This window comes from Streptococcus danieliae, from assembly GCF_013415245.1.
Lineage (GTDB): Bacteria > Bacillota > Bacilli > Lactobacillales > Streptococcaceae > Streptococcus > Streptococcus danieliae_A.
The window spans coordinates 1-10092 of record NZ_JACBXX010000042.1 but is presented as its reverse complement, the minus strand read 5'-3'; the positions used below and the strand labels follow the sequence as shown (position 1 = coordinate 10092).

10 protein-coding genes are annotated in these 10092 nt (G+C 40.1%); all 10 read right to left on the bottom strand.

The window, feature by feature from the left end; genetic code table 11:
- Positions 1–368 (bottom strand): reverse transcriptase domain-containing protein (locus HZY94_RS00965; RefSeq protein WP_257151889.1); only part of this gene is annotated, 368 nt, incomplete at its 3' end.
- Positions 369–1377: 1009 nt separating this feature from the next.
- On the bottom strand, positions 1378–1617 hold the full coding sequence (rpsR, locus tag HZY94_RS00960) for a 30S ribosomal protein S18 (protein ID WP_135038614.1): 240 nt from the start codon (positions 1615–1617) through the stop codon (positions 1378–1380).
- Between the two features lie 30 nt (positions 1618–1647).
- Entirely contained in the window at positions 1648–2139 is a 492-nt protein-coding gene (locus HZY94_RS00955; protein WP_179924610.1) for a single-stranded DNA-binding protein, read from the bottom strand.
- Between the two features lie 11 nt (positions 2140–2150).
- Positions 2151–2441 (bottom strand): 30S ribosomal protein S6, encoded by a 291-nt coding sequence (gene rpsF, locus HZY94_RS00950; RefSeq protein WP_179924608.1) that lies wholly within the window; start codon positions 2439–2441, stop codon positions 2151–2153.
- Between the two features lie 130 nt (positions 2442–2571).
- Positions 2572–3204, bottom strand: coding sequence for a GyrI-like domain-containing protein (locus HZY94_RS00945; protein WP_179924606.1), 633 nt, complete (start codon positions 3202–3204; stop codon positions 2572–2574).
- A gap of 42 nt (positions 3205–3246) precedes the next feature.
- Positions 3247–3594, bottom strand: a complete 348-nt coding sequence (locus HZY94_RS00940) for a nucleotidyltransferase family protein (protein WP_179924605.1) — start codon at positions 3592–3594, stop codon at positions 3247–3249.
- Positions 3584–4003, bottom strand: a complete 420-nt coding sequence (locus HZY94_RS00935; protein ID WP_179924604.1) for an HI0074 family nucleotidyltransferase substrate-binding subunit — start codon at positions 4001–4003, stop codon at positions 3584–3586. The genes HZY94_RS00940 and HZY94_RS00935 overlap by 11 nt, the downstream gene beginning before the upstream one ends.
- A gap of 207 nt (positions 4004–4210) precedes the next feature.
- Positions 4211–7297 carry a type III restriction-modification system endonuclease gene (locus HZY94_RS00930; RefSeq protein ID WP_179924613.1) on the bottom strand — a complete coding sequence of 1029 codons (3087 nt, stop codon included), beginning with the start codon at positions 7295–7297 and terminating at the stop codon, positions 4211–4213.
- Between the two features lie 72 nt (positions 7298–7369).
- Positions 7370–8056, bottom strand: a complete 687-nt coding sequence (locus tag HZY94_RS00925; protein WP_179924602.1) for an SLATT domain-containing protein — start codon at positions 8054–8056, stop codon at positions 7370–7372.
- Between the two features lie 3 nt (positions 8057–8059).
- Positions 8060–9874, bottom strand: coding sequence for a site-specific DNA-methyltransferase (locus tag HZY94_RS00920; protein WP_373683171.1), 1815 nt, complete (start codon positions 9872–9874; stop codon positions 8060–8062).
- Positions 9875–10092: the final 218 nt, after the last annotated feature.

The following is a 10092-nucleotide window of genomic DNA, read 5'->3' as shown; positions in this document are numbered from 1 at the left end:
TGAATAATAGCTGTCTCACAAGAGCGATTGGGACGAAAGCCATAACTATACTCTGAGAAGTGTCTTTCACAGATTGGACTGATGGTTTGAACAATCGCTTGTTGTACCATTCTGTCCATGACTGTAGGGATTCCAAGATTTCGGACGCCACCATTTGGCTTAGGAATTTCAACTCGTAAAACTGGTTGAGGTTTGTACTTCCTCTGCTTTATAAGTTCCTTGGTTTCTCGCCAATGTTGCCGTAGGAAATTATCCATTTCCTCAATGGTAACTCCGTCGATACCAGCAGAACCCTTGTTTCTTTTTACCTGATGATAGGCTTCAAGCATATTGTTCCGAGATAATATCTTATCTAGCAATTCTGACATGTGCGTATTCCTTTCTTGTTTCGGTGTCTGAGGGACATCTTAGATTCGTGAACCTTCTCCTAGTCAATACGTGACCGTCTCCAGTTCTATCAGACCGTTCTTTTACAGACACAAGTGAAGTAGGATTACTTCGGTTAATTGTTCGCCCCTTCGCTCCATTTCCATTACAGAAACTTCATCACTACTATGGGTTCGGCTGACTTCTCATGATTCGTTGTTACTACGTCTACGACGCTCATGAGACCTCACGGGATAAGTCGTATATCTTTCCTCGCTTACTCTCGTGATCTACGCATATAGGTTACGACTACCTTTTGGGACTTTAGAGTTTTCAGCCTCCTCATCCACTACATACGCCTTCATATCACATTTCTGTTCGTAGAGCCACGATTTCGCTATCCCTTCCTCTCCCCGCTACCTCACGATAGTCAGGCTTGGGAGTCGCTATTGGGTTCACCGGTAGCAGGTGCCCACAGAGGACTTGCACCTCAGATATACGACATGCCCGTCGTACTGAAAAGATTCCAAGCCACCGAGCTTGGAATCGGGGGATTCGGGAAACTTCGGTTCCCGAATAAGGCATGGAACTCGTCAGAGGTCGCTGCCGTCCCCCACCACAGGGAATGCATCCCATATGAATTGAAAGGAAGCCATTTTTAGGCTATATTGTACTCACTATTTATAGATTGTAAAATTCTACCCACTACAGTTGACAAAGAGCCGAAAGAGCTAACACTCCAATACCTCTCTGTGTACGGCCATTCCCTTCTCGAAAAGGCTTCTATTACAAAACAAAAAGAGGCTGGGACAAAAGTCTAGCCTCTTTGACTTTGGTTAATAAAATGCCTTTGACGCAGTAGCTGATTGGCCTCTTCATTCGCTTTTCAAGCTCGGAAGAGGACCTAATCAGCCTTTCGGGGGTGGGACTACGAACTAAATTTTTTCAAATTTAGTTCTGTCCAACTCCCTTCCTGTACAGATTCGGAAGACCCCAGTCTCCTAATTCTGATTAGTCTTCGTTTACGTAAGGCATCAAAGCCATTACACGCGCACGTTTGATTGCGTTTGTAACTTTACGTTGGTTCTTAGCTGAAGTACCAGTTACGCGACGTGGAAGAATTTTCCCACGTTCTGATACGAAACGGCTAAGCAATTCAGTATCTTTGTAGTCAACGTATTCAATCTTGTTTGCTGCGATGTAATCAACTTTCTTACGGCGTTTGAATCCGCCACGACGTTGTTGAGCCATGTTATTCTCCTTATCTTATTCTTCAATCCATTAGAATGGAAGGTCGTCATCGGAAATATCCATTGGGCTGGTTGCACCAAAAGGACTATCGTTTCGAGAAAAGTCTGGCATTGCAGGTTCTAACATGGATTGGTTAGCAGCTGGAGCAGATCCAAAGCTGTTGCCACCAAAACTTGAACCGCCGGCGTTTCCTTCTCGAACAGCGCGACTTTCCAACATTTGGAAGTTATCTGCTACGACTTCAGTAACATAAACACGCTGTCCTTGCTGGTTCTCGTAATTACGAGTCTGAATCCGTCCCGTAATTCCAATCAAAGCACCCTTCTTAGCCCAGTTAGCCAGATTTTCAGCTGGTTGACGCCAGATGACCACATTGACGAAGTCAGCCTCACGCTCACCATTTTGACTCTTGAAGGGGCGGTTCACCGCCAAGGTGAAGGTCGCCACTGCAACATTAGATGGGGTATAACGCAAATCTGCGTCCCGGGTCATACGACCAACAAGTACAACATTATTAATCATTTGTTACCTTCTTACGCGTCAAGTTTAACGATCATATGACGAAGAATGTCGCCATTGATTTTTGAAAGACGATCAAACTCACGAAGAGCTGCATCATCGTTCGCTTCAACGTTCACCATGTGGTAAAGACCTTCACGGAAATCTTGGATTTCGTAGGCAAGGCGACGTTTTTCCCATGCTTTTGATTCAATGATGGTTGCACCATTGTCTGTCAAAATTGCGTCAAAACGCTCTACCAAAGCTGCTTTCGCTTCTTCCTCAATGTTTGGACGAATAATATAAAGAATTTCGTATTTAGCCATTGATTATGTTCCTCCTTTTGGACTAATGACCCGCCTCAAGACGAGTAAGTGAGGGATATTCTCACAAGAAATTAGTATACAAGAATTTTAAATAGAATGCAAGCGAAAAGTTGGGAACAATTCCTGAACACTATTTTTTCTTAATCGGATGCCTCAGAATCGTTTTTAGTCGGGCAGGTTCTGTTTTACGAAAATCACTGATATAAATTTCATGATGCATTCGTTCAGACCCAATATCCAACTGATATCCCTCTCTATTCATATATTCATGCATCCGTTGAACCATGGCCGGCTCATCCTCATAAGGTCCGATATGTAAGGACTGTACGCACAAACCTTCATCATAGGTGAACCACTCGACCTTGGCAAAATCCATTTTCTTCTTCTGACTGGCCTGCGCGATCGCCCAATCAAAATTTTCCTTGCTGACAAAATCAGGCATCCGAATCAGCGAAATAAACCGAAAATCCATCTTACGCTCGTAATCAACACCTTTGACCCCTTCTTGCCACCAAAGAGCTTCCAAAGGCGGTACGACAAAATCAAAGTAACCCTCCATACGATAATCGGTGTTTTTACTCATCTTGATTGTATAAGCAATCGGATAGAGTAACCGAATGGACTCCTGGTACTCGCCACCAGCCTCATTCGGATCCCCCTGTCCCCTCACTGCTAGAAAATTTAACTTAGGCACCTGAACGATTCGTGGTTCCACCTTGGTCGGATAAAACTCCTTGTATTCTTTTTTAACATTAAAGACCATTGTTACTCCTTTGGGATTTTAGAATAGCGTTTTTATCCAGACTCAGCCCTCATCCTTCTGAGGCCGCTCTTCTTCAATTTCCAGCAAAGCAGTTAGAGAAATACCTTCTCTTAAAATGGAGACCTTTAATTGTTCATTCATTTGTTTATCAAAATGAATGAGATCAAAACGATAAATAGTCGGAAGCTCTTCCAAAAATTGTCGCATCGCCCCCAGCGTTTCAAAGGAAACCTGCTCCCCAAAAATCGCCAAGTCAACATCGGAATACTTCCGATAATCCCCACGCGCACGTGAGCCAAAAATAAAGACTTGTTCGACTCCTGGGAAAGAGAGAATTCGCGCGTGAAGCTCCTTTAGGAATTCCGATTTTAAACCTGTTTTATTTTCCATTGAAGAAGGACTCCACTTTCAACAATTCCGGTACATAGGTTGCTTTGATTCTCTCCAAAAGATCCAGAGCCGTTTCAAAATCGTAAACATGGGTTAGCTGATTTCGAGCTCTGAGCATTTCGATTAAATCTTCACCTTCGACATCCATTTCTTCCAAAAGACCCGATGAAGCTGCTGACCTTAAGACATTTGTCGGTGAGATAATCCCAATGTCAACACCATTGAACTCGAGATAATCTTTTAGAGTCTTCCACATTAAATCGAATGAAAGCGTAAACTGCTTTAAGAGACCACTTAGCTCTAAATCAGAAAACTCAGTGAGCCGACGCTCACCTAAATTCTGATTGAGGTGATTAAGGATTTTCGAAAAATTTTCATGTTTTTTCTGATAGCGTTCTTGATAAAACATAAGAAGCTCCTTGCACGTTTCCAAATACACAAAAGACGAATCTTAGACTATCGCTAAACAGATTAAATTTTAGCTACTAGCATCATAACACATATAGCCATCCTTTTCATTTAAAAATCCGTAAGTCCAAAACTGGTAGAGAAAAAACAGTATGATGCTTTAGGGCTATTGTGTTCTTCCGTTATAAGGGTTTTCAAATAGATACTTCTACTTTTGGACAATCGCCAATAAGTCGGCATAAGTTTCCACCACACCATAAACGTAATTAGAGTCAATATTCCCCTTATCTTTCAAGGCCTTAAAATGCGCCTTCGCGCAATCAATTTTCGCCTTTTCCGCTGGTTTCAATTGCAAGCTAGACATCGATCCTTTGGTCTCAGCTACAAAATAAATGTGTTTAACACTGCCTTCCCGGAAGGCAATGGCCCAGTCAGGATTATAATTCCCTAATGGAGTCGGGATTTTGAAGGCGCGTGGTAACTTGACATAGACTTTGACATCATCCTGAAATTCCAATTCATGTTGGAAGTTTTTCTCAATTTCCGAGTCTACCTTTACATAGTGGTAGATGGATTTATCAGATTCTAGAACATGATTATCTGATGGTCTAGCTGTTTCAGAATTATCGTAAAAAAGATTGGTATCATAACAATCCTCTAAGACCTTGTATTGGATATGATCTACGATTTGAGCTGATTTTTGTTCATTAATTAGGATAGAGACTTTTTGGATAAACTCTTCTGGATTTTGCTTAAATTTAGCAAATTGATACGGGGCTATTTGACTCAAAATACCCGCAATCGTCTTTCTAGTTAGACCTGTTTTTTCTGCAACCTCTCCAAGTAAGTCATATTGAACCTCTACAGGGAGCATCTCCACATGTTCCATCTCCTTACCATTACTTGCTATTTTTAAATCCAACCCTAACTCTTGATCCATCCTGTCTGCAGCTGCTTCGGTAATCTGGAAGGTCACTTTCTTTACAACTAATTTTTCATTAACAGCTTTCACTGCTTTTTTAATCAGCTCGTTCTCATCAAAATCTACTTGGTAAGTAGTTTTATGATGAATCGTATTCCATAGTTTTAAAAATTCTTCTTTTCCAAGATTCTCATCATTGACTTCTTTCCCAAGCTCGACGGTCGTATTATAGGCATTTTCAATTGAATAATTTCTTGAAGTATAGATACTTTCGAGTAACTCCAGCACTTGTCCTTCAAAACCTTGCACCTTGGAGGTAAAGAGCAGTTCTCTTTCTTCTTTAGCTTCAAAAAACTGCGGAGTCAACTGTCCTGTGTCATCAATATAATCCTGACGAATTAACTCAAACTGAATGGCTCTTGCTACCTCTGGTGTAACCTGCAATTTCGCTCCTGTTTCGTTGACCAATACTTTACCAGCAAACAAATCAATTTCCACTTTGCTGGGACGATTTGCTAGAACTTCACGCAATTCCTCTTGCAAGCCACGGGCAAAGTCATCATAGCTTTCATTAGCAATGACTGTCAGTTTATTGATGTCATGAACGCTATTCCCGAGTAATTCTTTATCTTGTCGAACACCGTTTTGATCAACCGCTAAGCGCATCCCCCGACCTATTTCCTGGCGTTTTCTAGTTTCCGCACTTGATTGCTTCAAGGTACAAATCTGAAAGACATTAGGGTTGTCCCATCCCTCTTTCAAAGCAGAGTGGGAAAAGAGGAAGCGAACCGGCTCCTCAAAGGAAAGCAAACGTTCCTTATCTTTCATAATCAAATCATAGGCATCGCTATCATTGGATTGCTGCGCTCTTTTCTCACTAGCCGACTTGTAATCCACAAAAATCGTCTTATCTGATTTCTTGACTTTATCAACAGAAAAATAGCCAGCATGAACATCTTTAGCAGATTGGTAACGATTGAGGTAATGCCAAAAATTCGTCCCATGACGATTGGGATCTCCCAGTAATGCCTGAACTTGCGCTTCGTATTCTTCTTCAAAAATCTGCGCATATTCTCCATTAGAAGCTTGATGTTGATCGTCATAACATTTATACTTGGCAACCTCATCAATAAAGAATAGTGATAAAACCTTGATTTTCTTGTTATACAAACGCTCTTCAGTCTCCAAGTGACTTTTAATGGTTTCACGAATTTGAATCCGCCTCAGACTCGCTTCATTCAATTCCCCCATCACTTCGCCTGCATACAATTCTCTTGTCGGACCAATCTGCAGTTTATTATCACGCGCATCAAAACCACTTAGAGTCCAGCCACGATAAACCTCCAACTCTCCTGACTCGATATACAAATCAAAGGGCTCGCTCACTAATTTCGTTTTTCGACGAATCCCTGTCTTACCTTTGACCTCAAATTCAATCCGCGCTTTCGGTGCTCCCGTCCGTTGGGGCACAATCTCCTGTAAATAGAGATAGCCTTGAGTTCCCATCGTAGTAGTTTGCTCAATAGCCTTAACCGCAATTTTTTTAACCAACGTTCGATTATAAGCATCCATTGCATCCAAGCGATAAACCATATCATAGTCTTCCTTGTGGGTCGCAGAATAACGGAGAGTAAATAGTGGATGAAAATCCTTTAAACGCTCCTTAGTCTGCTTGCCCTCTACCGACTGTGGCTCATCAATAATGAGAATGGGATTCATCGCCGCAATCACATCAATCGGCTTTCGCCAAGCAAATGACTCTTGCTCCATATGAATCCGTCTGGCATCCTTTCCTTTGGCATTAAAGGCTTGAGAATTGATAATCATGACTCGAATGTCGGAGGAATTAGCAAAGGTATCCAAATCTCTCAGTCGGCTGGAATTGTAAACAAAGTAGCGGGGCTTTTTGCCATACTCCATCTGAAAATGGTCGTCCATCATCTGAAAGGACTTGAGCACTCCTTCCCGAATAGCGACACTAGGCACAACAATAATAAACTTGAGCCAGCCGTAACGCTTATTCAATTCCATTATAGTACGGATATAGGTGTAGGTTTTCCCTGTACCTGTCTCCATCTCAATGGTAAAGTTATAGGCTGTCCGTTGACCGATGCGTTCAAGTGCCAGCTTGCTTGAAGGCTTTAAATGGTGCTTGAGCTGAATCTGGGTGACCTGTTCTTTAATGGTGTCCTCGCTTAGTTCAATCGGAGCATTCCAAAAAGCGTCCTGCCCCACATCCAGTGTCACCTGCTGGCTCCTACCTGTATCCATCAAATAGCGAAAGCCATCTCGTTTTGCCTGCCCTTGAAAAATATCGGCAATCGCATTGACAGCTTCTATCTGGAAATCTTGCTGTTTAAATTGTAGTTTCATCATAACATACCATAGATATACTATAGATTCTGTAGCATCTATAGTCAGTTTACTCTGAATTCCTTTCTAGTCTTATTTAATCCCTGTATAAGCTACCCAAGAATAAAGTACAATAATCGTTAAAACAATTGGTATCTGCAGATAGATAAAAATATTATCTGGACTAAAATCCTTCGTCTCTATCCATCTTTGAAACTTCTGCCAATAACTTTGTTTTATCTCAGTATCAAGTTTTAAAAATTTTCGAGCTAATTGTTGCTTAGCTATCTTATAATCCACATCTTCATGATTTTCATACCCCTGAAGGCTAATTTGATACTTTTCTAAAATTGCTCTATAACGTTTAAATCTATCCAAATCAGAATAAGAACCTTCCTCAGTATTATTCTTCAAAAAGATATTTTTCAGTTGTAGTATTAAATTCTCTAACTCCAATTGATGATAATGATATTTCAATGCTCTTTCATTATAATTCTGTACTGAACAAAAATATTGAACAAGCATTGTATACAAAGAAAAACACGATGAAATCATAAGACCCGATTTGCTATCATTAATAGGCAAAGGCAACAAAGAAACTATTAGCAGAGCTACAGATACAATATTCATTCCTAAAAACAAAAAATCCCACGCATCCGAATATTTATATAATCTCTCACTTGCTTTAATACGAGCAGTTCTGACAATATCCAGAGAATAAATTTTATTTTCTATCTCATCATCAATGGTAGACTCCCGATACTTCCGTTCTTCTTTCATCCTTTACACCACCTTCACTTTGGTTTGAGGGGAAATTTCTTTGAAGATCTCCGTGAGGTTGATTTTATCGGCTGATTTGGCGAATGAGCTGTCACAGAAAACAACACGAAGAGGTTTCTTTCCAGCAATATGACGAATCACCTCTTCAGTTAGGTCTTCTTCGAAACAAGCGATAAGCGAACCTTCTGCTACATTATGGATTTTCTTACCTGTGACTTTCTCACTCTTTATAGAGAGTGACAAATCCATCCCCCAGGCTAGCATAACTTGGAAAAGAATATCTAAACTTGTCCGTCCGTCTTTGATATTTGACACGCTCTCAAAGAGATTACCTTGCACGGTTTCATCTGGGCGAGCTGTCACATCTTTGAAATTTGAACTATCTAGGCGATAGGCTTTAAAACCAAAATCTTGTTTGCCAACAGTTTCTGGATGCTCTTCTTGAATTTTCTTAGCTGCACGGCGAATCCGCTCGCGTGAAATCTGGTCAATTGTCTCATAGCCCGCATCTTTGGCGACTGACTTCTCCGCCACTTCTTCACCTAACGTACAAAGGATATACTTGCGATTGCCACCGTCCTCGGTATTTTGAAGATATACTGAATGTGCAGTTGTTCCTGATCCACCAAAAAAATCAAGTACTATTGCATCAGACTTTCCAAAAAGAGATAATAACATTCGTATAAATTGAGGATTTTTTGGCATAGAAAATAATTCTTTTGAATTAAAACCATTACATTGAAAAGAAGCTGTCTCTGTTTTCAGATCCCATTCATCCGTTGATTTTATCAGACTTTTTTGTTGTTTAAAAACATTTCTATCTTTTTCATATATGCTATTCTCTTTAAACAACAAAGAATGCTTTGAAAATAAATCTTTAAATGTATCTTTTGTATATGTATTCTCTAATAATTTGCCTCCTTTGATTGACTTATATACAGTATAACCATTTGAAACCAAATCATCATTTATGTGATTAATATCCTCTGTTTCTAAAATAATATTATCACCATTATAATATACAGAATAATCTTTTTCATTTTTCTGAGCAATGCTATTAGTGCTTTCTCCCACTAAAACACGTTTACCATGTGTATAGTATCCGTATTCATCTTGTAAAAGATTATCCTTTTTCACTATCTCTTTAAAACCATTTGCTTGTCCTATATTTTTGGCATATATTAACAGACTTTCATGGTTAATAGAAACAAATTTACCATTCTTTCTACCTTTAGGATTATTTTCAATCGCTAAATTCACCACAAAATTCTCCTCCCCAAAGATTTCATCGCAAATAACTTTAAGGTGAGCTTGTTCATTATCATCAATCGAGATAAAAATGACGCCACTGTCTTTTAAAAGATTACGAGCTAATCTTAGACGCGGGTACATCATATTCAGCCAGTCTGAGTGGTAACGGGCTGAGCTTTTTTCATTTTTTGTAAGTCCTACGACTTGTCGTCCTTTTTCATCTCGAAGGTCCATGGCATCTTCTAACTCATCAGTTGTTTTTTGGAACTTATCTGAATAAACAAAGTCTTTCCCTGTATTGTAGGGAGGATCAATGTAAATCATATCAACCTTGCCTAGATAGGATTCTTGCAAAATTTTTAAAATTTCTAGATTATCTCCAGTGATAAAGACATTTTCACTGTTTTCAAAATCAACACTTTCATCAAGGTCTGGCCTCAAAGTTTTAGTGGTTGGTCTACCTGCTCCAGCAATTGCTTCACGTTTTCCAACCCAAGTAAATTCATAACTTTCTCGTCCTTCAACAATATCCTCTGATAAGAACTGCTTTAACTTATCAAAATCAATCGCAGGACGGAGTTGCCCCTTGTCATCTCTTTTCTCTGTCAGAACTTCAGGAAAAAGTTGACCAATCTTTGTCAGATTCTCTAAGAAAATACCCTTAGAAGATAGATCTAGTCGTTCATATCCAGAGTGTTCACCTGTGCTGTGCTGTGCTGTGCTGTGCTGTGCTGTGCTGTGCTGTGCTGTGCTGTGCTGTGCTGTGCTGTGCTGTGCTGTGCTGT

Bases quoted from the DNA above. Each gene is read 5' to 3' on its own strand.
- HZY94_RS00930 (WP_179924613.1), bottom strand. From the start codon at position 7,297: ATGAAACTACAATTTAAACAGCAAGATTTCCAGATAGAAGCTGTCAAT.
- HZY94_RS00925 (WP_179924602.1), bottom strand. From the start codon at position 8,056: ATGAAAGAAGAACGGAAGTATCGGGAGTCTACCATTGATGATGAGATA.
- HZY94_RS00945 (WP_179924606.1), bottom strand. From the start codon at position 3,204: ATGGTCTTTAATGTTAAAAAAGAATACAAGGAGTTTTATCCGACCAAG.
- rpsF (WP_179924608.1), bottom strand. From the start codon at position 2,441: ATGGCTAAATACGAAATTCTTTATATTATTCGTCCAAACATTGAGGAA.
- HZY94_RS00940 (WP_179924605.1), bottom strand. From the start codon at position 3,594: ATGGAAAATAAAACAGGTTTAAAATCGGAATTCCTAAAGGAGCTTCAC.
- HZY94_RS00935 (WP_179924604.1), bottom strand. From the start codon at position 4,003: ATGTTTTATCAAGAACGCTATCAGAAAAAACATGAAAATTTTTCGAAA.
- HZY94_RS00955 (WP_179924610.1), bottom strand. From the start codon at position 2,139: ATGATTAATAATGTTGTACTTGTTGGTCGTATGACCCGGGACGCAGAT.
- rpsR (WP_135038614.1), bottom strand. From the start codon at position 1,617: ATGGCTCAACAACGTCGTGGCGGATTCAAACGCCGTAAGAAAGTTGAT.